Annotated in this window: 24 protein-coding genes; 14 read left to right on the top strand and 10 right to left on the bottom strand. The window is 37.5% G+C overall.

The features are described 5' to 3' along the window. The first annotated feature begins 81 nt into the window (after window positions 1–81). Together H5079_RS17045 and H5079_RS17040 are read left to right on the top strand one after the other, a co-directional pair. Entirely contained in the window at window positions 82–498 is a 417-nt protein-coding gene (locus H5079_RS17045) for a hypothetical protein (protein ID WP_182684541.1), read from the top strand. 5 nt (window positions 499–503) lie between these two features. Further along, a complete protein-coding gene (locus H5079_RS17040) occupies window positions 504–797 on the top strand; it encodes a hypothetical protein (protein ID WP_182684540.1) in 294 nt (97 codons plus the stop codon). Window positions 798–1096: 299 nt separating this feature from the next. Here H5079_RS17040 and H5079_RS17035 read toward each other — a convergent pair whose 3' ends face one another. Together H5079_RS17035 and H5079_RS17030 are read right to left on the bottom strand one after the other, a co-directional pair. Beyond that, on the bottom strand, window positions 1097–2056 hold the full coding sequence (locus tag H5079_RS17035) for a sugar-binding transcriptional regulator (protein ID WP_182684539.1): 960 nt from the start codon (window positions 2054–2056) through the stop codon (window positions 1097–1099). Window positions 2057–2293: 237 nt separating this feature from the next. Continuing rightward, window positions 2294–3037: a hypothetical protein gene (locus H5079_RS17030; RefSeq protein WP_182684538.1), complete on the bottom strand. Its 744-nt coding sequence runs from the start codon at window positions 3035–3037 to the stop codon at window positions 2294–2296. Window positions 3038–3463: 426 nt separating this feature from the next. Here H5079_RS17030 and H5079_RS17025 point away from each other — a divergent pair, with 426 nt between their 5' ends. Genes H5079_RS17025 through H5079_RS17005 form a run of 5 tightly spaced genes read left to right on the top strand, consistent with a single transcriptional unit; the run spans window position 3464 to window position 9059 of the window. After that, the gene (locus tag H5079_RS17025) at window positions 3464–3847 is read left to right on the top strand and encodes a response regulator (RefSeq protein WP_086994129.1); all 384 of its coding nucleotides are present in this window, start codon (window positions 3464–3466) and stop codon (window positions 3845–3847) included. Window positions 3848–3860: 13 nt separating this feature from the next. Further along, a complete protein-coding gene (locus H5079_RS17020) occupies window positions 3861–4766 on the top strand; it encodes a MoxR family ATPase (RefSeq protein ID WP_182684537.1) in 906 nt (301 codons plus the stop codon). A 5-nt stretch (window positions 4767–4771) separates the two neighbouring features. Further along, window positions 4772–5761, top strand: a complete 990-nt coding sequence (locus tag H5079_RS17015) for a DUF58 domain-containing protein (protein WP_182684536.1) — start codon at window positions 4772–4774, stop codon at window positions 5759–5761. Continuing rightward, a complete protein-coding gene (locus H5079_RS17010) occupies window positions 5758–7740 on the top strand; it encodes a DUF3488 and transglutaminase-like domain-containing protein (RefSeq protein WP_182684535.1) in 1983 nt (660 codons plus the stop codon). Before H5079_RS17015 ends, H5079_RS17010 begins: the two co-directional genes overlap by 4 nt. Beyond that, window positions 7737–9059, top strand: coding sequence for a Na+/H+ antiporter family protein (locus tag H5079_RS17005; protein ID WP_041454421.1), 1323 nt, complete (start codon window positions 7737–7739; stop codon window positions 9057–9059). The genes H5079_RS17010 and H5079_RS17005 overlap by 4 nt, the downstream gene beginning before the upstream one ends. A gap of 198 nt (window positions 9060–9257) precedes the next feature. Here H5079_RS17005 and H5079_RS17000 read toward each other — a convergent pair whose 3' ends face one another. The 3 genes from H5079_RS17000 to H5079_RS16990 are packed head-to-tail and all read right to left on the bottom strand — an operon-like array spanning window position 9258 to window position 11366. Beyond that, a complete protein-coding gene (locus tag H5079_RS17000) occupies window positions 9258–9692 on the bottom strand; it encodes an acyl-CoA thioesterase (RefSeq protein WP_011328175.1) in 435 nt (144 codons plus the stop codon). Between the two features lie 5 nt (window positions 9693–9697). After that, the gene (locus tag H5079_RS16995) at window positions 9698–10516 is read right to left on the bottom strand and encodes a M23 family metallopeptidase (RefSeq protein ID WP_182676700.1); all 819 of its coding nucleotides are present in this window, start codon (window positions 10514–10516) and stop codon (window positions 9698–9700) included. Beyond that, a complete protein-coding gene (locus H5079_RS16990; protein ID WP_179807056.1) occupies window positions 10509–11366 on the bottom strand; it encodes a 6-carboxytetrahydropterin synthase in 858 nt (285 codons plus the stop codon). The genes H5079_RS16995 and H5079_RS16990 overlap by 8 nt, the downstream gene beginning before the upstream one ends. 203 nt (window positions 11367–11569) lie before the next feature. Here H5079_RS16990 and fabA point away from each other — a divergent pair, with 203 nt between their 5' ends. Continuing rightward, window positions 11570–12085 (top strand): bifunctional 3-hydroxydecanoyl-ACP dehydratase/trans-2-decenoyl-ACP isomerase, encoded by a 516-nt coding sequence (gene fabA, locus H5079_RS16985; RefSeq protein ID WP_182684534.1) that lies wholly within the window; start codon window positions 11570–11572, stop codon window positions 12083–12085. Between the two features lie 76 nt (window positions 12086–12161). On the opposite strand, the gene rmf is transcribed toward fabA, so the two are convergent. Further along, window positions 12162–12332 carry a ribosome modulation factor gene (gene rmf, locus H5079_RS16980; RefSeq protein WP_011328170.1) on the bottom strand — a complete coding sequence of 57 codons (171 nt, stop codon included), beginning with the start codon at window positions 12330–12332 and terminating at the stop codon, window positions 12162–12164. A 386-nt stretch (window positions 12333–12718) separates the two neighbouring features. Here rmf and H5079_RS16975 point away from each other — a divergent pair, with 386 nt between their 5' ends. From H5079_RS16975 to H5079_RS16965, 3 genes are all read left to right on the top strand, one after another. After that, window positions 12719–13354, top strand: a complete 636-nt coding sequence (locus H5079_RS16975; protein ID WP_041454420.1) for a TetR/AcrR family transcriptional regulator — start codon at window positions 12719–12721, stop codon at window positions 13352–13354. A gap of 48 nt (window positions 13355–13402) precedes the next feature. Next, window positions 13403–14395 (top strand): MDR family oxidoreductase, encoded by a 993-nt coding sequence (locus H5079_RS16970; RefSeq protein ID WP_182684533.1) that lies wholly within the window; start codon window positions 13403–13405, stop codon window positions 14393–14395. 72 nt (window positions 14396–14467) lie between these two features. Next, window positions 14468–14884, top strand: a complete 417-nt coding sequence (locus tag H5079_RS16965) for a VF530 family DNA-binding protein (RefSeq protein WP_011328167.1) — start codon at window positions 14468–14470, stop codon at window positions 14882–14884. Window positions 14885–14987: 103 nt separating this feature from the next. Here H5079_RS16965 and H5079_RS16960 read toward each other — a convergent pair whose 3' ends face one another. Both H5079_RS16960 and H5079_RS16955 read right to left on the bottom strand, forming a co-directional pair. Beyond that, window positions 14988–15431 carry a DUF3859 domain-containing protein gene (locus H5079_RS16960; protein ID WP_182684532.1) on the bottom strand — a complete coding sequence of 148 codons (444 nt, stop codon included), beginning with the start codon at window positions 15429–15431 and terminating at the stop codon, window positions 14988–14990. A gap of 61 nt (window positions 15432–15492) precedes the next feature. Next, window positions 15493–17307 (bottom strand): protein kinase domain-containing protein, encoded by a 1815-nt coding sequence (locus H5079_RS16955; RefSeq protein WP_182684531.1) that lies wholly within the window; start codon window positions 17305–17307, stop codon window positions 15493–15495. 214 nt (window positions 17308–17521) lie between these two features. Here H5079_RS16955 and H5079_RS16950 point away from each other — a divergent pair, with 214 nt between their 5' ends. Next, window positions 17522–19039 (top strand): leucyl aminopeptidase, encoded by a 1518-nt coding sequence (locus tag H5079_RS16950; protein ID WP_011328164.1) that lies wholly within the window; start codon window positions 17522–17524, stop codon window positions 19037–19039. A gap of 120 nt (window positions 19040–19159) precedes the next feature. Here the strand turns inward: H5079_RS16950 and H5079_RS16945 are convergent, their stop codons facing one another. After that, window positions 19160–19513: a TM2 domain-containing protein gene (locus tag H5079_RS16945; RefSeq protein WP_011328163.1), complete on the bottom strand. Its 354-nt coding sequence runs from the start codon at window positions 19511–19513 to the stop codon at window positions 19160–19162. 351 nt (window positions 19514–19864) lie between these two features. Between H5079_RS16945 and H5079_RS16940 the strand changes: the two genes are divergently transcribed. Beyond that, complete coding sequence (locus H5079_RS16940; protein ID WP_011328162.1) at window positions 19865–20524, top strand: SCO family protein; 660 nt, start codon at window positions 19865–19867, stop codon at window positions 20522–20524. Window positions 20525–20806: 282 nt separating this feature from the next. Further along, the gene (locus H5079_RS16935) at window positions 20807–22060 is read left to right on the top strand and encodes a YeeE/YedE family protein (protein ID WP_182684530.1); all 1254 of its coding nucleotides are present in this window, start codon (window positions 20807–20809) and stop codon (window positions 22058–22060) included. A 56-nt stretch (window positions 22061–22116) separates the two neighbouring features. Here the strand turns inward: H5079_RS16935 and H5079_RS16930 are convergent, their stop codons facing one another. Beyond that, complete coding sequence (locus tag H5079_RS16930; RefSeq protein ID WP_011328160.1) at window positions 22117–22665, bottom strand: cytochrome b; 549 nt, start codon at window positions 22663–22665, stop codon at window positions 22117–22119. Between the last annotated feature and the right edge of the window lie 182 nt (window positions 22666–22847).

Raw genomic sequence — 22847 nt, 5'->3', positions numbered from 1 at the left:
TATACTAATAGGGGGGGAGCGAAAATTTAACACTTATGCCGATTTTGCATTGTGATTTTTTAAAAAGGAGTATTAATCACAATGTTTAAATCAGAATTTCACAAACAGTTTCTTTCTTTATTTGGTTATGACTATGCAAAAGGAGCTAAAGAACTTGGCGTTAGTGAAAGGCAAGCAAGGCGATATGTTGAAGCAGGTAAGGCAAGCAAGCCTGTAGAGATGCTCTTAAATATAATATATAGGGGTTACCTTCCGGATTTTGGTCCTTGGGCTGATTGCAAAATATCTATACACGATCATACAATGACTACACCTTGGGGTGGTGTACGTGCTTCTGATGTGCAGTTAGTCCATCGATATAAGTGGTCTGCTAAAACTAATGAATCAATGTATAAAAAGCTTAAAGAGGATTCTAAAGCTCAAGATAAATATTTATTTGATTTGCAGGAAAGTTTGCTTCAGATAATTGGTGAAATATCGGAAAAAACAGGGAGTTAAATTTAATGAGGTATTTTTTACTGTATGTAACCATTACGCTTGCGGGGTTAACTTTGTTATTTTCTTATAAGTTTATTTTTATAAGTGATTTTAATAAAGATGACTCACCATCTCTTACCTTTGATTTATTTAATCTTGGTATTACTGATAGAAATCAAGCTAGATTGTATTTTTCACGCGAAATAGAAAAAATAAATGATAAAAAAAAGAAATCTGACCTTTGTCAATACTGGAGTTCTGAATATTTAAAAGAGCAAATCCGTTTAACAAAAACTAGCATGGATAAATACTGTGGTTAGCTGTCAAGATGTCAATATCAACTAACAAACTAAGCACCTTTAACTAAAGGGGTTTTCACCCCTTTTACTTCATGCTGTAATATAAATTATAGGTAGTTATATATGTATTAATAAGGAGTGCTATATATTCTCTTTATTAGCCCTGCAATGTCCAATACTAGACGGTATCGGACATTAAAGAGGTTTTTATCTAAGTTAGTTATTCTCAGTTTGGTACATTTAAATTTAATTAATATTTTCTAATGTATGTAATCTAATGCATGGAATATTATATTTCAGGATTTCATTTAAAATATAAGTTACTCAATACTTAGTAAACGCTCGGCCGTGTATTCGTTAGTAATAAGCCCACTAATCATTTTAGATCTTAGCGCACCTAAAATGGCTAATATTTTTTCTTCTCCGGCAGCTATGGCAAAAATTTGTTTATCTGAATTAACTTTTAATGGCGTACTTGCTACTCGCTGATTAACATTACAATCTAATAACTTACCATTCTTATCAAACACCCAGCTTATCATTTCTCCTACAGCACCTTGCTGTTGTAACTCTTGGAGTTCGTCAAGGCTTACAAAACCGTCTTTATGAAGTGGCGAATTTAATCCTAAATTACCAACGCCTACAAATGTAACATCTGCATTCGTGGCTAATTTTAAATTACTAGCAACATTCTGCTGTGAATGCAGTTGCAGCTTTTCCTCAATGGTGCGTGGCAAAACAGGTAACGGCATTGGGTAATGTTTAGCATTTATATGTTCCGCCATTCTTACTACTACATCGTATGGCGATGCCGATCCGTCTAATGCCATATTGCCTAACATGGCAACTATTTTATGTTGTTGGCAATCTTGTGTTCGCAGCTCATCTACGCATGCGCGTAAAACTCGCCCAGTTCCCATTGCAATAACTTTTGGTTGTGGTGATTTTAAATGGCGTTCTATTTCAGCCGCACCAGCTTGTGCCAAACCTAATGTAGATGAAGGTTCTGACGGATCACTAGGGACTACATCACAAGAGAGCAAACCAAAACGTGTTTTAATTTGTTCAGCCAAATCCATACATTTAGCAATAGGATGATCGAGTCTTACTTTTATTAATCCTTGGCTAACAGATAGCGCTACCATTCTTTGTGCCGATTGGCGTGAGGTATTAAGCTTTTTAGCTATTTCGTCTTGTGTTTTACCTGCAACATAATACAACCACCCTGCTCTTGCTGCGTCATCGAGTTTTCTAATTTCTGTATTAGATAGCTTGGCCACTGAAACCTCTTAAAATCAAAATAAATAGACTATTAAAATTGATTAACAGCAAAATATTTTTGTTAATTGAACGAATTATTTAATTGTTATTAGGCCTCTAAATATACCATTCATTTAATAAAAGTGTCGAATTTTCATGTTATTGCACTAATAGAAATCAAGTTAACGCTTTCTAATTGCTCACAACATATTTTTTCTATTACAGCTAAGTGCAAGTTATGGCCACAGCTATAAAAATTATAAAAACGTAAATGCGACCTGTAATGCACCTTTATTTTGCGCGAGGTTCCACATAGCTGTTGCCGATATAGGAAAATTATACTCTAATATTTGTAAGCTCTTGGAGTAAGTAAAACCTAAGTTAACTATATTAGCGTTATCATCATAAAAGTTTTGCTGATCTAAAAAAGAAAAAGCACCACCAATAAATACAGCGACTTGCTCATCTATTTCATTACCCTTCCACACGGGCATGCTAGCTTCAAGATAGTTAGTGTAAGCTTGTTTGTTTTTTCCTGAACTTTCATCTAAATAGGTATCTATTCCTTGAACTATTACTGAGTAGTAAAGTGATAATGGCATTTCGCCCGCAAAGGTATAACCAAGACCGACATCAATAAAGTTTCCGGTTTTATCCGGATCGCTTGAATAGTCAAAAATATCTACATTATTAATCGACGAGTGGTTCCCATGATTAACAATTTCAATGAACAGCTGCTTTGAAAACTTATAAGAAGCAAAATAAGTAAACTCCTGATACTCACCATCAAAAGAGGTCCCACCCCATAAACCTAAGGTGATTTTATTATCCGCCGTTTTATAAGTTAATTCACCAGCAACCATTGGGCCTGGCGTTACAATTGAGCCATGCCATAAGTGATTTGTTTTAAATTCTAACCCTAAATTAAAATCGTTGCTGTGTACCTGGCTACTATAAGTTGCTATTGCTGCCGTTAGTGTTAATACATGTTTAGCTTTCATAAATATGCTTCTTTGGTTGTATAAGCTCTGCGTTTGGCTTGAGTTATATAGTGCTAAATTACAATATGGGCATAAGCCCTTCTTGTGGTCATAATCCCAGCAAGAAGTTCGTACGTCAACTATTTAAATAACAAAAAATTCACAATGCGTTACCTTGCAATAATAAGTCAATTATATCAGTAAGTTAAAGCACCATAATTGTTAATTTGTTTTTTATTAATTAAACGTAAATCACTTGCAACGTAAATTTTTACAATATTAAAGGATAAGTAATGCGCGGAGGTTATTTAATAAAACGACAAAGTAGCAAAAAATTATTTAAATCAGTTATTAATGACTGTTTTTTAGTTACTATCTTGAGCTTATGAGGTGGTTAGCTTAGTATTGAAAGTACTCAAATGGTATTAATAATAGAAGTAACAACATATGGAATTTGTGCACCCACTAGAACCTATTTTAATTATTGATGATACAAAAAACAGTCGCGACTATCTAAACCAAATTTTAACGGATCTTGGTTATGAAGATATTCTTGAGTGTGAAGATTTTGATTGTGCAAAACCGCTGCTTAGCGAAAAGTCCCCAAAGGTTATATTTTTAGATGTCGAAATACCTGACTCTGAAGGTAGTGATATTTTAACTTATATAAATAATTGCTATCCGCATATTCATGTTGTTATTTGCTTTGGCCATAACAGTTTCGAAAATGTAGAAAATACGTGGGAACTTGGTGCTAAAGGGGTTATAGCAAAACCGTTTAATGTACAAAAAGTAGATACAGTAATGAAGCGTTTAGAGCTCATTGAATAATATTAAGGTTAGTATGCAAAGTTCTGTTAGTGCAATTATCGATGATTTATCTAATGTTATTTTTGGTAAAAAACAACAAATAAAGCTCGCGCTCACCTGCTTATTTAGTGAAGGCCATTTACTAATTGAAGATTTACCTGGCATGGGTAAAACAACGTTATCGCATGCCTTAGCAGCCGTTTTAGGCTTGTCGTATCAACGGATACAATTTACCAGCGACTTACTCCCAGCCGACATATTAGGTACTAATGTATTTAATAGTAATGAACACAGTTTTAGCTTTCATAAAGGGCCTATTTTTAGCCAAGTTGTTTTAGCAGACGAAATAAACAGAGCGGGACCTAAAACACAAAGCGCCTTACTTGAGGCAATGGAAGAACAACAAGTTACTGTTGATGGTAAAAAGTATTCTCTTCCTACCCCATTTTTTGTTATTGCTACACAAAATCCATTACATCAATCAGGTACTTACCCTTTACCTGAGTCGCAGCTGGATCGTTTTTTAATGCGTATTAGCCTTGGTTTTCCGCCAAAAGAAGCCGAAAAAAGGCTGTTACTAAATATGCAAAAGCGTGACTACACCCAGCTACCACAACGTATTACTGAGCAACAATTAGCTCAAATTCAAACTCAAATTAGCAATATTACACTTAGTAATCCTGTAATTGATTATATTATTGAATTGGTAAATTATACACGCGAAAGTAATAATTTTGCTGCATCGTTATCGCCACGCGCTAGCATGGCATTAGCAAAAGCTGCTAAATCATGGGCTTATATTGACGGTCGTGACTATGTTATGCCTGAAGATGTGCAAGCAGTTTTTGCCAGTGTTTGTCAGCACCGTTTAGGGTTACACAATGAGTCGGGCGAAGCGCAAGTTATGCAAATATTAAAAGCTGTTATGGTTCCGGTATAGCATTTATGCCAAATAAAAAAGCTAAGCGCCCTGCTTTATTTAAGTCATTTAAACGTGCCATATTTAATAAATTATTAAAAAATAAACATTTAAAACAGTCAATTACACTTGAACACAAAACTATTTATGTTTTTCCATCAGCCCTTGGCTGCTACTTTATTAGTGTAGCTATTTTAAATTTTGTGATGGGGATTAACTATCAAAACAACTTAATTTTGATCATGGCTTATTTAATGTTTGTGGTAATGATTATTGCTGTACTACTGGGTTACAGCAATGCAAAAGGCCTAACTGTTACTTTTAAAAATTCACTTTCGAGCTTTGCACCACAAAATCCACAAGTTCAGTTTGCTGTACAAAGCCCCTCGATTTGCCAATCTGTGATGCTAATTTATCAAGGCGATCAACAAACGCAAATTGATCATGATGAAATAACCAATACAGCCCAAATGCTAAGCTTACCACTACCCTATAACAAACGCGGATGTTACTCACTACAGCGAATAAAAATTGCCAGTAATTATCCCTTTGGCTTGATCACTGTTTGGAGCTACATTCAACTACAATCAAGTGTTTATATTTACCCTTCACTTGAAAAGGTGTTTAGTGACGCTCAGATAAATAGTCTAGCCGATCAAGCCGAAAACAGTATTGCCAAACAACTCGGTAGTGAAGAGTTTGAAACATTAATACCGCACTTGCCTGAAATGGGATTGCAAAGAATTTCTTGGAAACATTTTGCTAAAACACAGCAGTTATTAGTTAAAGAGTTTGTTGATTTTAAAGCTGCTGATGCATTATTTGATTTTGATTTAATGCATGGCGATACCGAGCAACGCTTAAACCAGCTGTGCTTTTTAGTATGTGAAGCAACAGAGAATAACACCCCCTTTATGCTAAAACTACCAAGTAAAATAATAGCTACCAACCTAGGTGTGCAACATAAAACACTTTGTTTAGAATCACTTAGTACATTTAATGGTTATACAAAGTGACGGCAATAAAAAACATAAAAGTAATAAATTATTCACTGTGTTTTATATACAGCTGCTTAGTCGTGTTTTTTATTGCTCACTTACCAATTGTATTTATTAGTGTACTAGCGCTACTTTGTGCGTGGAACTTTTATGTAACCATAAGTAATAAAACTAAACCTAATGCCTGGTTGGCTAACGCTTTAGCAGCACTTGCTTTAGGGTTAATGCTTTTTAGTGTGGGATTTAGCGACACGGTTATTTTATTTGTGGCTATGTTGTTGCTTTCAAGCTTATTTAAGTTGTTACAGGCGAAAACTAAAAAGCATTATCATGTAATAACTACGCTGACATTTTTTTCGCTTTCGGCGGTTTATTTATTTAACCAAAGTATTTTAACTACTTTAGTAGTGAGTAGTTTGTACATTTTAAATTTTGCCGTACTAGGCTTGTTAGAATCAAAACATAATTTAAAAGTCGCATCTAAACAAAGCGGTAAATTACTATTATTGGCATTACCGCTGGCGGTATTTTTATTAATATTTTTACCAAAAATGCCGGCATTTTGGCAACTACCTGGGCCAAAGTTAGCTAAAACAGGTTTGTCTGAGCAAATAGATCCGTTTGATATTGCCAAGTTATCTAATTCAGATGAACTGGTGTTTAGATCTAAATTTAATGTTCTAGCACCTGAAGCTCCCCTGTATTGGCGAGCCTTAGTACACGATGAGTTTAACGGAAATGCGTGGCTCACTTCCAATTTATTAAAGCATAACAGCGTAACTCAAACTAAAACGCAACAAGTTAGTAGTTTAACAAAATACGACTATTCGATTATTGCCGAGCCCTCGAGTCAAAAGTGGTTATATGGGCTCAACTTTGCAACCAGTAATAACGATAACGTAGAGAGTGACTCACTGGGCTTACTGCGTAAAAAAAATTACCAAGCTAAAAGTGTGCAATACACAGCAAGTAGCTCTGCACTAACAAATGCTCCTTTATTACAGTGGCAAACTAAACACTACAAACACTTAGTAAATAACGACAATAACAAAGCAAGTGCCCTTGCCTATAATTTAAAACAAAACTTAACCAGCGACCGTGATTTTTACAATGCATTACTACAGTACTTTATAGACGAAAAATTTAGTTATACGCTTAACCCGACGCCAATGAGCGGCAACAATACTATTGATCAGTTTATGTTTGAGCAACAACGTGGGTTTTGTGGCCACTATGCCAGTGCCGCAGCTTATATTTTTAGAAGTGCGGGTATACCGGCAAGAGTTGTCAGTGGCTATTTAGGTGGTGAGCTTAATACAGATAATAATACTTTATCTGTTCGCCAATATGATGCACATGCATGGGTAGAAGTGTATTTAGATAATGAAGGCTGGCAAATATTTGATGCCACAGCGGTGGTTGCTCCCGATAGACTTACAGGATCGCTTTCACAAAATAATGAATTAAATAATGAGTTTAAAAGCAATCTCGACTTTGGTTTGGTCAGTTTAAGTAACTTTGCAGCTATTAATTGGCTAAGACTAGAGCTAGAAAACTTAGATTATAAGTGGTCTAGCTGGGTACTTGGTTTTGATGATGAAAAACAAAACGACTTTTTAAAGTCTATTTTTGGCAGCAAAAATATTTGGCTGGTACCGCTGGCTGTAATTGTTATTTTAGGGCTAACTTTTGTTAGTTATTTTGTTTATTTAAATTGGCCTAAGCCCGCTACTAAATTAGCTCCTATGGTTAAAGAGTTTGAACAACTTATAAATTGGGCTAAAAAACGTAAACTTAAGATAGCCGATCATTTAACGCCTACTCAACAATTACAACACTTAGCATCGCAAGCGCCGCATGTTGAGCAACAATTACTCGAGTTTAGTCAGTTATTTAACCAAGTACGCTATGCTAAAAAACCATTTAATAAAGAACGTAAAACTCAGGCAAAATATCTGATAAAATTAATTAAATCTACGAAACAGAGAAATCTATGAATGCGGTTGTTATAGGCGTTTTATTAATGCTTGGGCTTACCTTGGTCCGCGTAAATGTTATTGTTGCAATGATAATAAGTGCCCTAGTTGCTGGTTTAACCGCTGGTTTGGGCTTAAAAGAAAGTATAGACGCCTTTAATTCGGGATTGTCGGCAGGTGCTGAAATAGCACTAAGTTATGCCATGTTAGGCGCTTTTGCAGTGGCTATTTCTAAGTCAGGTTTAACACGTATTTTAGCCGCAAAATTATTAGCTAAAGTTAATGCACAAAAAAGTGGCAGTGAAACCCTGCTCAGTTATTTTATTTTATTTATAATAATGATCTGCGCCATTTCATCGCAAAACTTAGTGCCGGTTCATATCGCCTTTATTCCTATTCTTATTCCACCGCTGCTGGTAATTTTTAATAAACTTAGGCTGGATAGACGTGCAATAGCTTGTATTTTAACTTTTGGTTTAGCTACTTCTTATATGGTACTACCGTATGGCTTTGGTGGTATTTACTTATATTCAATACTCCATAAAAATTTAGTGGATAACGGTTTAGAAATAATAAATACCCAAGTTCCTATGGCAATGATAATTCCGGCTTTGGGCATGTTTGCAGGTTTATTAATTGCAATATTTTTTAGTTACAGAAAACGTCGCGACTACGCAGCGCTACCGCTTACCATAGAAAGTAAAGAAACCACGGTAGAAAACCCAAAAAAGGTAATGTTAGTTGGCCTGTTTGCTGTACTTGCTTCACTTATTGCGCAAAACGCTAGCGGTTCAATGATTTTAGGCGGCTTAGTGGGTGTAATGATTTTTAGCGTTTTCGGCATCGTTAAATGGGAAGATAATGGCGACGTATTTAGTAAAGGCGTCGCTATGATGGCAATGATTGGTTTTATAATGATTTCTGCTCAAGGGTTTGCAGCTGTTATGCAAGCAACAGGTCATGTGGCTAGTTTAGTACACAGTGGAGCAGAGTTATTTGCTGGGAATAAACCCATTGCGGCAGCGGTTATTTTATTAGTTGGATTGTTTATTACCATGGGTATAGGTAGCTCATTTTCAACCGTACCAATTATAGCTACTTTATTTGTTCCTTTATGTTTAGAGCTGGGCTTTTCGGTTATGGCCACTGCTGCTTTAGTGGGTACGGCCGGTGCGTTAGGTGATGCAGGCTCCCCCGCTTCTGACTCTACACTTGGGCCAACTTCCGGGCTAAATGCTGATGGCCAGCACGACCACATTTGGGATTCAGTAGTGCCTACCTTTATTCACTTTAATATACCGTTATTAATATTTGGCTGGATAGCCGCCATGGTGCTTTAACCTAAGTAATGTTAAACGATAACCTAATAATAGATTAGGTTATCGACCTCCCACCTTGATAATTTTTATTAAAATTGACTCTGCTGTTTAGCTTTATCTTTTGCAATTAATTAGTATGATGTGTTCTTTGGTGGTGTTTAAATAAGCACTACTTAAAGTGCTTATTTTTAATAACATTAAAATACTTTATTCTAATGTTTACTTGTCAAAACCATAAATCATTTTATCGCAAACCACAGGAGTTGGTCGGTGATCATCATTTACTGCAACAAAGGTAAAGCTGCCACTAATAGCAGAATGCTTGTTGTCATTATGCATAGTTTCTAGAAGTATATCGACATCAACCTTTAAACTGGTATTACCTACATGCACTACTTTTGCTATAAGTTCAGCAAAAGTACCTGCAGGAATAGCTTCTTTAAAGTCTACTCGATCTGATGAAATGGTAACTAAAGGCTTACGGCAAAAACGCGTTGCCGCTATAAAAGCAACCTCGTCCATCCAAGCTAAAGCGTCGCCACCAAATAAAGTGTTGTGGTGATTAGTTCGCCCCGGAAACACTGTTTTAGTTACCGATGTGGTGGAATCTTTAATACGTTGCGCGATAATAGCATCGCGCTCTACTTGTGTCATAGTATCTACTTTTTATTAGCTAATTTGTTTTGCATTAATAAGGCCGGATCAAGGCGTTCACCTTGCCAGTTAAAACGCCAATCTAAATGCGGGCCTGTTACCCGCCCTGTTGCACCTATTTCAGCTATTTTACTACCTTGCTCAATTTTATCGCCCAGCTTTACATCAAGCTTACTTAAATGAATATAAGTAGAGGTAACGCCGTGGCCATGGTCTAAAATAAGTGTGCCACCTGAATAATAAATATCCGGCTGCGAAAACACCACTGTACCACTTATAGGTGCATACACAGGTGTCCCCGTTTTATTGGCTATATCTAAGCCAAAATGTGGTCTGCGTGGCTCGCCATTAAAATAACGTTGGCTACCATACACCCCAGATATACGCCCTTGTGCAGGTTTTAGCACAGGATCTAAAAAGTACAATAGGTCAGAATTAACCTGGCGTGCAGCTCTAATCGCAGCAGCCTCTTTACTTATACGTGCGCTGAGTTCTTTAGCCGGCGATACATATTTTTTAGCAACGCCGGTAATTTTATCAATTTGATAGTCGCGCTTAGTAATTACTAGGCTTTCACTGTGCTCAACACCAGCTTTATCAACCCATTTAAGTGTGTGATTTGTTGGTGCATCGCGGCCAAAGCCAAATACAAAATCCCCCTTACTCGAAAGCTTAAGTGTTTTGTCGTTAAAGCTAACCGACTGCGCGTTGCTAATATTACCGGTTACTAAACCGCCTTGAGTTAATTGCCCTTTTAGCTCAAGTGCCATTGCACTTAAGCTAGTAGAGGAAATTAACACGGCTGCTAATAATGTTTTAAGCATGGCTAATAGACCCTTTGCCTACTCCTTCGTAGGCCGTTATTTTTACCGCTTTTTCAGGATATTGTGCTTTTACCTGACCCGCTAAGTATTCTGCAATGCATTCAACCGTGGTATCGCTAGGTAGAATATCGCAACGCGATTCGCTAATAGCCATTTCAAAATAGCCTTGCGCTGAAGTATATGCAAAACATACATCGCCAGCTTTTGCGCTAACGTGTTGTAACTCGTCTGCCTTAATTTGATCCTCAGCGGTGGCTAGATAAATGTCTTGCCACTTTTGTGACCATTCTTTTTGCAGGCGAGGCATAGAAATACCATCTAAACTAATACCAATTTGAGAACGATGCCCATGAATAATACGTTGGCAATTACCATCATGCTTTTTAAGGCCATGGCTGTAATGGTAATAATAGCTTTGATTATGCTCTGGCTTCAATGACAGCTCAATTTTTTCTATATTATCTGGCAGTTGTGGCAAAATAGTCGCTATTAAAAAATCTGTAACCGATGCAATAGTTACTTCATCTGCGTTAATCATACAATAAGCTTGATGTGGAGCACTCATCGCCAAATGGTGGTTATCACCAAATGTACAATCTAATGTTTTATGGTCGCTAAATTCGCTAACCACGCCATTTAGATTATTAGGTACAGCTAAACGATGATCAATACACTCATCTATAATGCCTTTAATTTGCTTTTTAACTAAGCCAAAGTCTAATACCATAGACTCATCGTTTAGTTTGCCATGCAAAGTTAAATCAACAATCCAGCTCTCGCCAACTGCGCCGCGTTTATTACACAAGTAAGAAAAATCTATCACTGTTAGTGAGTTAACAAAAAGGATCATAAATTTCCTTTAAACAGGTTAAAAGTCAGCGGTAATTATAATGATTTATGATTGTAATTGCGCGGTTTAATCAGGCTAAAATCAATTACACCAATCGATTGATTAAAAAACCTGCTAAATTTAGCTTTTTTAACTGATCCGAGTTGTTCAGCGTACAAGTGTACGCTAAAGTAGTTGGCAATTTATAAGCGAAGATAAGTGTTATGGAACCTAAAAATAGCTATACAAAAGAAGACTTGATCCTATGTGGTGAAGGTAAAATGTTTGGTGAAGGTAACTGCCGTTTACCAAGCGACAATATGTTAATGATGGACCGCATTACCTCTATTACTGCCGATGGCGGAATACATGGTAAAGGCGAAATTGTTGCTGAGCTAGATGTTGACCCTAGCTTATGGTTTTTCGACTGCCATTTTAAAGGTGACCCTGTAATGCCCGGTTGCTTAGGTTTAGACGCTATGTGGCAGTTAGTTGGATTTTACTTAGGTTGGTCTGGCGGTCCAGGTCTTGGCCGTGCGCTAGGTGTGGGTGAAGTTAAATTTACCGGCCAAATTTTACCAACCGCTAAAAAAGTAACCTACCGCCTAGTAATGAAACGCGTAATTAAACGCAAATTATTTATGGGTGTTGCCGATGGCACGGTAGAAGTAGATGGCCGTGTAATCTACGAAGCGAAAGATTTAAAAGTGGGTCTATTTCAAGATACCAGTGCATTTTAATTAACTGTTAATAATTAAAATACACATACAAAAATGCCTCCACTTGGAGGCATTTTTGCTTAAATTCAGTTATATACTATGTTTTATAAATATTACGATTATCTATTGCTTCGCGCCAACCACCTAACCATTCTGATTTTGGATCAACTTGTTGATAGGGACAATGCTCTTTAGAGCGACCTGCTAAACCTGCTTTAAATCCTTGAGAATGTGCTCTCTCTAAACGATCTCTTTTTTGTCTCTTCATCGGTAATATCCTCACCTTTGTATTTATATATTTTGTAGCATTAGTGAAATCTACATGTAATGAATAGCTAATAAAAAAGGTTAATTCAAATTATAAAAGCAATTAATTAGTTTGACTTTAACTAAGCTGCTGATGCAATGATGAATTAGCTTTTTAAAAAGTAAGTGGTCGTACTTGCACTGTATTGACCGGTTTAATCTAACTTAAAAACACGATTAAAAAATCGTTTTATTACACTGTTGTGTATATATTGTGACCGGCTAATTTAGCCTTAGTTCCAAATTAATCTAGTCTATTTTTTAATTATTTTAAATTTTATTTAGCTTATTTAATAAACAACACAATTAATGCTTGATTATTTAAAGTCGATCGGTCTAATATGTTGTATGAACAAAAACACACCAACTCCAGTAAGGCGTGGCCGCCCACCCAAAGTAGCCAGAGAAAACGCCGATACCAAAGCGTTACTTATTCGCACAGGCCTAGAAACACTAACCGAGTTTGGTTTTAGCGCAACTGGCCTCGATACCATATTAAAAAAAGCAGCCGTACCTAAAGGCTCTTTTTATCATTACTTTAAAAGTAAAGAAGCGTACGGTATTGCCCTTGTTGATGCTTACGACAGTTATTTTATTGCCAAACTTAATCATTATTTACAACAAAGTGACGTGCCCCCGCTGGAGCGAATAGTCAACTTTACCCAAAGTGCCATTAAAGGGATGAAGAAGTACGATTATAAGCGTGGCTGTTTAGTAGGCAATTTAAATCAAGAACTGAATCACTTAAGTGACGAATTTAAAACCCGCTTATTGCAAAGTTATACTAGCTGGCAAAACTTGGTAGAGGTGTGTTTAAACCAAGCAAAGCAGCAAGGTACAATTGCCAACAGTGTAAACACCCCATTAATGAGTGAGTACTTTTGGATTGGTTGGGAGGGTGCGGTTATGCGTGCCAAGCTCACTAAGTCTAATACTCCACTTACTTTGTATACAGAAATGTTTTTACGCGCATTACTAACCTAATGCGTTTTTTTTACCAATTAAAAGACGATCGGTCTAAAAGGATATCCCATGAGTAACCCAATTAAAGCCATTGTTATTAATAAAGATGATAATAACTACAGCGCCTCTTTAAGCAGCATTAAGAATAGTGACCTGCCGAATGAAAATGTCACTATTGATGTGCTATACAGCACTTTAAATTATAAAGATGGCTTAGCAATAACCGGAAAAGGGCCTGTGGTACGCAGTTTTCCTATGGTGCCGGGTATAGATTTAGTAGGCACTGTGAGCCACTCCACCAGCGATGAATTTAAAAGTGGCGATAAGGTAATTTTAAATGGGTTTGGTGTAGGCGAAAAACACTGGGGTGGGCTTGCTCAAAAAGCAGCACTTAATAGCGATTGGTTAATCCCCTTGCCTGCTGGCATTTCACCTAAACAAGCTATGCAAGTTGGCACTGCGGGTTACACCGCTATGCTCAGTGTAATTGCACTCGAAAAACAAGGCATAACACCCGATTCAGGCGAAGTGCTGGTAACCGGTGCCAATGGTGGCGTAGGTAGTTTTGCAATATATTTACTAAATCAGCTTGGCTACAATGTAACCGCAGCTACTGGACGAATGGAGCAAAGTGATTATTTAAAAGAGCTAGGAGCAGCAAATGTAATTAATCGTGATGGGCTTTCAAACCCAGGTAAGCCGCTACAAAAAGAGCGTTTTGCCGCAGCTATAGACTCAGTAGGTAGCCATACTTTAGCTAATATTTGCGCCTCATTAAAATATGGAGGTGTTGTAACCGCATGTGGCCTTGCACAAGGTATGGATTTACCTGGCTCTGTAGCACCATTTATATTACGTGGCATTCGATTAATAGGCATTGATAGCGTAATGCGCCCAAAAGCCGACCGAATTGAAGCATGGGATCGTTTAGCATCTTTAGTAGCAGCTGATTACCTTGATAAAATATCGACTGAAATAACGCTTGAACAAGTAATTGATAACGCCGAGCAGCTTATGAAAGGTAAAATTCGCGGCCGTGTTGTAGTTAATTGCCAAAGTTAAGCTTTTTACACTGTTAAAGCCTCGTTATTAAATTTATAATACACTTTGTATTTTAATAACGAGGCAACACCTATGAGCAACCAAGAACTTTTCAGTAATAACCCACTGCAAGGCGTAAAATTAGAACAAGTGGTTGAAGAGCTGGTTGAACAATATGGGTGGGAACTCCTATACGCTTATTTACAGCTAAATTGCTTTAAAAATAATCCTGATATTAAATCGGCGGTTAAATTTTTACGTAAAACACAGTGGGCACAAGAAAAAGTAGATAACTTTTATTTGTATCGCCTTAAAAACTTACCACGTCCTGATGATGTGCAATACGAACTGCCACCACGTGATCGCGTGATCCCTGCTGATCATAAACCTGGTGAGCCGTGTGAGTTAAGCTTTACTGATGCAAAGCGTATTATGGAGAAAAAAGAGACTAAGCAACGTGCGCGTACCCGTAAACAGCGTGTTAGCTCAACTAATCCTTGGGGCAACTAAAGCACAAGGTTAAACCACTCATTATTAAAGCTGGCATTGCCGGCTTTTTTATTACGCCTTTTTACTCATACCCTATAAGTTAACAGCAACAAAGATATAAACTTTACTTTAGTGGCTTGTATCCCCTATCTTGCCAAAACTCCACAGCCGAGCGCTCTGTAGGCAGTGCTACATTAAATGTTTTATCCGCTATAAGTTTGCCATTGTACTCTATGGTCATGCGCCAATTACCAAGTTTATTATTAATTGGTGGCCATAAAGTATCACCTAAATAAAAATGCCAGTCGCTGTCTTTAACATACACCACTCCGGAAAAAGGAGGCATTATGTCGCCTTCATCATCGGGTATATTAGGATGATAAATGGTGTAATGTAATTTTTCGCCTTTGGCTTTTTTAATATTTATGATCAAACCAAATTCAACATCAAGAGTAGCGATGACCTCGGTAGTAAATTGCTCTATTTGCGGCAATGCTTTACTCTCGTTATCCCATGTTGAGTAAATACCGTAGCTTTGCAGCGTAATTATCGGTTTTAATTTAGCCATATCACCTAACTTTATATTTAACGTTTATTGCATGCCAGCAGAGTGTGTAAATTTGCCATATTTAAAGTGTCATTTTTGGGTTTTTAGGATAGTAATGATTGCTCTGCTGCTCGCACAAACTAAACTCACGAGTATTTTTGTAAGGTAACTTCATAAAACCGGCTACCCCTACGTCGGTAATATTAACTGCGTATTGCATCAACTTATTAAGCAGCCGCCTAAACTCATCCTCTTTACTGGCATCGAGCAACCGGTAGTAATGATGTATTTTGAGCCTATCGGGCAGCGCTTCAAAAATAATGCAGCCAGTGTGGTGTATTTGATTTAGCTCAAACACACATTTAATTACTTTTTTTGGCAGTTGTAGTTGCTCGTCGGGATCTTTACCATCTTCAAAGTAAGAATGTGGCCGGGTAACATCACTGGCATTTACATTCACCGTTTCAAAATCAAGTTCTGGTAAACTTTCAAACTTAAAAGCACCTGTTCTATCGCGCTCTAGCTGAATGGTTTTACGTGCGTCAAACAAACAACATTTAAACAGCCCTTTTTGGCTAATTGCTTGTGCCAGCATTACGGTATTATTTACCGCATCGGTAAATGCAGCGGCTAACGTTTCGTTATACAAAATTAGCGATGATTCAACAAACAGTGACTCATCTTTCCAATGAAAGCTTAATCCGCCTACGGCAGGATATTTTGCTAAACGACTAATAGAGGCTAAAAATGCTTTTTCGGTATCTCCAGTATCAAACAAAAACTCTTTGTAGTAACGATCTAATTGGGCATCGTTTACATCAAGCAATTGCTGTTTATGATCGGCTTGGCGTAAAAACTGCTTTCGTGAACTGTATACAACGGTTTCGGGCTCTTCGTCATAACTAAACCAAAACGGAATCGCGGCTTTAACTACTTTTTTAGGTAACTCAGGTAGGTACGCTTTCGCCATACTAGTAATGTTACGCATAAAGTAATCACCTGCGCTATCTCTCACTTGTTTGTTTTTAGAGAGCATACCGTCAATTACTTTAGCCAGCTCTATTGGTAGCCCTAAACTGCTGGCCGGAATAACGTCTACTCCAAACCGACAAGACTGTGCAGAAGCAAGGGCGTACAAGGTTGCCGCTACGCCTTGCTCATCGAAGCGTGGAGATGATTGCTCTCCCGACATTTGTGCTTCACCAATAAAGTAAACATCGCCCATACGTGCGTTAGTGGTGCTTAGGTCTGCCGACATTAAATCCATAAAATTACTGGCAATGGGGTTACCGTCACTATCTATTTGCGCGTATACCGAGCTTCCCCAATCCACTAACGATAGTGCATCACTGGCTTCGTCCCATACTAAGTTTGAAGGTTTAATGTCGCCATGCACAATAGGCTGCGCCGTTATACCCGTATTATGATTGCGCAGATCGAGCAGCACGTTTCTGAGTCGCACTGCCAGCGTCATAATTTTTGCAGCGCCAATTCGGCCTTTTTTCAACGATACTTTTTCAAGGTCTTCGCCCATGGCGCGAGCCATCATTAAAATGCCTTGTTTTTTAATTCGTTCAAATGCATAAAATTCAGGTACAAGTGGATTGTTAATTTGCGATAGCATGTAAGCTTCGTCTTCTAGGCGGTCGCGTATACTTTGCGCTAGCGTAATACGCGAAAACTTAAATACCCAAGGTAAGCCGGTATCGTCGTGTCCCGCAAAAACAAAACCAAAAGCGCCTGAGCCAATCATTTCTACATTTTCGTAACCAAGTAAGGTAAGTTTTTTAATACATATATTAAGCCACTGTCTATGCTTTTTAGCATCGTGGTGTGAGAGCAAATAAACAGATTGCTCTTCGTTAATATAAAAGTTACGAATTTCTTTGGCTTGCACTGTATTTTCTCAATTAAGGAAGTATAACGGCTTAAATTAATAACCCTTTTAGCTGTGTAATACTCTATTTTATTTAAAGTTTTATCTCAAGTAATAGCGCTCGTTTAAATTTTAAGGCTACATATCGCTAGAAATTGCGGATTCAACGTATAGGGCTTAACCTATTGGGCTAAAATAAGGTAAAACAGGGCTTTATATTCTTTTGGGTCAAACAATGACAAACATAATTAAAGCCTCTTCTTTAGCTATAGCGCTTTGTGCTGGTATGAGTACGCACGCAGCTGAGTTTACTTTCTCATCAAACATAAACAAAGATGCACAAACATTAGTCGTATTTTATAGCCAAGATGGAAAAAACAAACAATTTAAAGCACTTAATAAAGAGTTTAAACAGCATTTACAGCGCGTAATAGACATTGAAAACTTTAAAGGCGATTACGCCAGTGTTGCCGAACTTATAGCACCACAAAACAGTAAATATGATCGTATATTAGTGGTAGGTACGGGTAAACAAAAAGAACTAGATAAAGCCCGTATTGCAAAATTAGGTGGCAATATACATGCTCGCTTACTCGGTAATAAAGTAACAACCGCAAGTGTAATATTTGATGACGTAACCGGCTTAAATAACAATGCCGAGTTAGCAGCTAACTTTGCTCACGGTGCTAATTTACGCGACCACCGCTTTGAAAAATATAAGCAAAAAGCCAGCACAGAAACTATTAGTTACACATTTGATGTTGCCAACACTAAGCAAACACAAAAAACATATAAGTTGCTACAAAGCATTCAAGCTGGGGTGTTTTTGGCCCGCGACTTAACTTCTGAAGTTGCTACCCACATGACCCCGGTCGACTTTGCCAATGCAGCTAAAGAGTTAGAGTCTCTTGGCGTTACTATTAGCGTACTTGAGCCTGCCCAATTAAAAGAGCTAGGTATGGGAGCGCTTGAAGCTGTTGGCCGTGGTAGCGAACAAGGCGCTCGTCTTGTAGTTGCTCATTATAAAGGGTCTAACGACGCACCTATTGCCCTAATAGGTAAAGGTATTACATTTGACTCTGGCGGCTACAGCATTAAAACAGGTGCATCTATTGCACGAATGAAATCAGACATGGCAGGTGCAGCAGCGGTACTGGGTACTGTAAAAGCAATGGCACTTGCTAAAGCAGATAAAAACGTAGTTGCAGTGATGGGTATGGCCGCTAACATGGTGTCGCAATTTGCTGTAGCACCGGGCGACGTAGTACGTACCGCTGAAGGTTTAAGTGTAGAAATACTTAATACCGACGCAGAGGGCCGCTTGGTACTTAGCGATTCAATGTGGTATGCGCGTAAGCACTTTAATCCTGAAATAATGATTGATGTAGCCACATTAACTGGCTCTAAAGTAGGTGCTGTTGGCAATGAATACGCGGCAGTATTTTCACAAGATGATAAATTAGTAACGCAATTAACCTTAGCCGGTAAACAGGTTAACGAAAACTTATGGCGCCTACCTTTAGGGTATAAAGATGCTTTAAAGTCGGATATTGCTGATTTAACCAATGTTGGCTCCAGCGGCCCTGGTGCAACTACCGCAGCAAGCTTTTTAGAGCATTTTGCTGGTGACACTCGCTGGGTACACATTGACATAGCCGGCAATGCATTAGCTAAAAAAGGCAAAGACGAAGTATCTGCAGGCGGTACCGGATTTGGCGTGCGTTTATTGAGTGAATGGCTACTAAGTAATTAAATATACATTAGTTAGCTTTACTAGCTAAAACACAAAACGCCAAAAGCACATATATGCTTTTGGCGTTTTTTATTGTTAGTTAAAGCAATATAACCTTTAACCTAGAAGGTCAAACACGTTTTAGTCGTAACCATACTTATTATTAAACGCTTCATCGCTCATGGTTAATAAAATAATAAACTCTACAAATGCAATGATCGCCGGAATAGCTGTCCAAAAGAACAACAGATAAATAAAGCCTAAGCCAATTTGCCCTAAGTAAAACTTATGAACACCAAAACCACCCAAAAATACCGCAAGCAATGCTGCAGCTATTTTACTCTTACCATTGGGCGCAGTACCACCTAATGAATTAGGTTGCGCTGTTTGTCTTACCCCACATTTAGGACAAATTTCTGCTTTTAAACTAATTACGCCTCCACAGTCCGAACAAAACTTTTCGTCTGCACTTTTTAATGTTGCTGCATCACTCATTAATAACTCTCCATTGTTTATAAATATGCTTCATAGCGTAGTTAAGTAAATGTCAGTATATAAATTATTAGTTTTAATTTTTAGATACTTGAAAATATTTAACAGCTAAAAACTTAGCACAATAGGCAAACCACATTCAACAAAAATAAAACAACTATTTTACATTTGGGTGCTTATACATGATTTATATAGTGCAAATAAACGATGTGCAGCTATTAAAACTCGATAGTATCAATAATCAACACTAAATAATGTTAACAAAATTTACATTTAGTTAGTTGTTCTGCATAAACCCTTTTTGCTTAATAGCGCAGCACTAAGTTAATTGTGGTTTTTTAATGGAGTATCAAAATGATAAAATTTAAATCGATAACACTATTTGTTAAAATGTGGACTGTTACGGCATTATTAACCAGCTCAGCCGCTTACTCACTAGGCTTCTCACAAACCTACACACAGGCTTACTTACAAGCCTATGCTCAAGCTTCATCAAAAGATAGCAAACAGGCTCCAGCTCAAAACATTCCTCAAAACTCGATTTACCAATTAAATAATACGTGGTTAGATCAAGATGGCCACGAGCGTTTATTAAGTAGCTTTAGTGGTAAAAAGCAAATAGTGAGCCTTATTTACACACATTGTGCGCATACCTGCCCTACTATTGTGTCGACCATGCAAGCTATTGAAAATAAGCTTAGTAATGAAGAAAAAAACAATGTTGGATTTATATTAGTCTCGCTTACTCCTGATACAGACACCCCGACGGTATTACAAAGCTTTGCCCAAAGCAGAAAACTAAGTGCACATAATTGGAGCTTATTAACAGGCTCAGCCGATGATGTGCGCAGCTTAGCTGCAGCATTAAACATTAAGTATCAAAATATAGGGAATAGCGAGGTAGAGCACTCTAATATAATGACGGTGCTTGATCAGCAAGGCAGAATCAAGTTTCAAAAAACGGGTGTAATTAGTAATGCAACTTTCACTGCTAAGGAGCTTGCCAACTTTTAAGCTACTCACTATTACTAAAAACACAAATATAAAACACTTTATTAGCAAATAGAGTGTTTATATTATTTTATAAATGTTTACTTAAAATACCTCCTACCTAAGTCCGCTTTAAATCTCTCATATATTTTTAATCAACTACTTCACTTGCTTACAGCATAGAGTATTAATGACGTATATATACCAACAAGTTATAGGGTAGCGTTGGACTTATTTGCAGCACAATAGAATAATCCGCCCTTCACTCACACTTCAGCTTTGTATTATTAATTATTGGGTACTTACGTGAATAAAAAACAAGCCATACTAGGTAGCGCTATTGCTATTTTATCTATTTTGTTAGGGGCACTATTTCTCGAAACATCATCACTGTTTTTACGTCTACTGCTAGGCTTAGCTTTGGGTTTTGCCTTAGCGAAAGGTTCAATTGGTTTTGCTGGCAGCATTAATCGCGCATACCGACGTGGCTCAACACAGCTATTGCAAACTCTTATGTTTATGTTTGTTATTACTGCCATTATAAATGCTGGCTTATTAGTAAATACAGATTCAACAAGTTATAACTTATGGGTTAACCCTATTAATTTAGGCCTGATTATTGGTGGCGTAATGTTTGGTGCCGGTATGAGCTTGTCGAGCTGCTGTGCTACCGGCATGATGGTAGAAATGGTAAGCGATGTACCACGCGCACTAACAACATTGGTATTTTTTGGAGCAGGTGTGTTTTTTGGCTTTCCGCTACAAGCAACGCAAAGCTGGATCACGCAAAGTGTAATCTCTACAAGTAGTTATGCTGGGCAAGGTGTTTACCTGCCCGATTTGTTTAGTTGGGGGCCATTAAATGGCTACTTTATTGCTATTTTAGTTACGATTGCTTTTGCTTTAATTGTTGTAGTGCTGGCTAAAAAATATGAGAACTACCGACAAAAAAGTGGATCTTATTTAGGGGTTGACGGTGAAATAGCCCGACAAAACCAGTTATTACACAACAGTACACAACAATTTACATTTTTTAGCACCCACACATATAAACGCTGGATAGGAAACATGTGGGAAATGCGCACTTCTGCTTTAGTAATTGCAATTATATTTGGTGTAATGATGGCGTCAACTGGTTCGGGCTGGGGCGCTTCTACCCCTTTTGGCATATGGTTTGGTAAGCTTGTAATGCAACTTGGCATAAGCGCAAACGATATTGCAAACTATACTCTAAGACCCGAAGTAATGTTTACTACAGGCTTTTTTGATCATGCTATTTCGGTACAAAACTTTGCAATAATGTTAGGCACATTAATAGCCGTGCTGCTTATGGGTAAATTTTCGTTTTCATTTAAAATAAACCACTCAGCTAAACAGTTTGCTTTATTTGCACTTGGCGGGCTACTAATGGGGTTTGGTACGCGTTTTGCCAATGGCTGCAATGTAGGTGCATTATTTACCCCTATCGCTAACTTTTCATTGTCAGGTTGGATTTACCTAATTTTTTTACTGCTTGGTGGAATACTGGGTAATAAGCTGCAACATGCTGTTATTAAATAATACCTTTTATAATTAAAATGCCGACTTAAATTATAAGTCGGCATTTTTACTAACCGTTATTTTTTAAACAGTATACGTTTAAGTGTATTGTCTTTAATAATATAATGATGCAGAAGTGCTGCGCTGGCATGTAATGCAATTAAGTAATAACCAAGTACGCCCGTTGTTTCGTGTAGGTATTTAATTTGTTTTGCCAGATCAGTGTTTTTTGCCGCTAATGCGGGTAATTCAAAACCATAAAAAGGGATTGGCGCATCAAATAAACTCAGCATAAACCAACCTGCCAAAGGCATTGCAAACATAAAAGCATAAAGTGCAATGTGCGTAATACTAGCTGCCATGGTTTGCCATTTTGCTGGACTGGGCGTTATTAATGGTTTAGAACCACTTTTTAAACGAATAAATAGCCGAATAGTTACAAGCAATAAAACTGATAACCCCAGCATAAAATGCCACATTTTAAATAAATCGCGAGTTTCTGTGCCCTTATCAAATAAAACCCGTAGTTCAATCGATGCATACACAGCAATTAATACTAATAACATTAGCCAGTGCAGGATTATTGAGAGTTTATTGTAATGGGTAGATGTGTTTTTTATAGCCATAAAACCTCTAAAAATATAAGAAATAAATGCGCTCTTTACTTCTCAAGCACACCGTACTTAACCTGAACTCTGGTTAAGAGATTTACTAACATATTGAATCATCGTTATATTTAATTTTATTTTCTCTAGCCAGAGGTTTTCAGTGAAAACAAGGCGAATTTACGCGTCAATAGCTGGCCTAT

The sequence above is a fragment of the Pseudoalteromonas sp. SG44-5 genome (assembly GCF_014164175.1).
Classification (GTDB): domain Bacteria; phylum Pseudomonadota; class Gammaproteobacteria; order Enterobacterales; family Alteromonadaceae; genus Pseudoalteromonas; species Pseudoalteromonas nigrifaciens.
The sequence above is the reverse complement of the archived record's forward strand: the minus strand, read 5'-3'. Positions and strand labels throughout refer to the sequence as shown.